This is a genomic window from Colwellia sp. MB3u-8 (genome assembly GCF_014076985.1).
Taxonomy (GTDB): Bacteria; Pseudomonadota; Gammaproteobacteria; order Enterobacterales; family Alteromonadaceae; genus Cognaticolwellia.
The window spans coordinates 1-384 of the sequence record NZ_JACGVA010000034.1; the positions used below are offsets into that span (position 1 = coordinate 1).

General features: G+C 46.9%; 2 tRNA genes. Both read left to right on the plus strand.

From position 1 onward, the window contains the following. The first annotated feature begins 37 nt into the window (after positions 1 to 37). Positions 38 to 124 (plus strand) — tRNA-Leu (locus H4J54_RS02300). A 41-nt stretch (positions 125 to 165) separates the two neighbouring features. Then, a tRNA-Gly gene (locus tag H4J54_RS02305) sits at positions 166 to 241 on the plus strand. The last annotated feature ends 143 nt before the right edge of the window (positions 242 to 384 follow it).

Here is a 384-nt window from a genome sequence, read left to right on the forward strand (position 1 = left end):
TAGGGTCCCAATCTCTACTATAAAAAATACTCTCGATGCCCGAGTGGTGGAATTGGTAGACACAAGGGATTTAAAATCCCTCGCTTGTAAGAGTGTGCCGGTTCAAGTCCGGCCTCGGGTACCATTACTGATTAATATCAGTTGGATGTATTGTAAAAATTCGAAGCGGCTGTAGCTCAGCTGGTAGAGCATCACGTTGCCAACGTGAATGTCACGAGTTCGAGTCTCGTCAGCCGCTCCAAATATGACAGTTGTTACCGTCAAAGTAGGGTCCCAATCTCTACTATAAAAAATACTCTCGATGCCCGAGTGGTGGAATTGGTAGACACAAGGGATTTAAAATCCCTCGCTTGTAAGAGTGTGCCGGTTCAAGTCCGGCCTCGG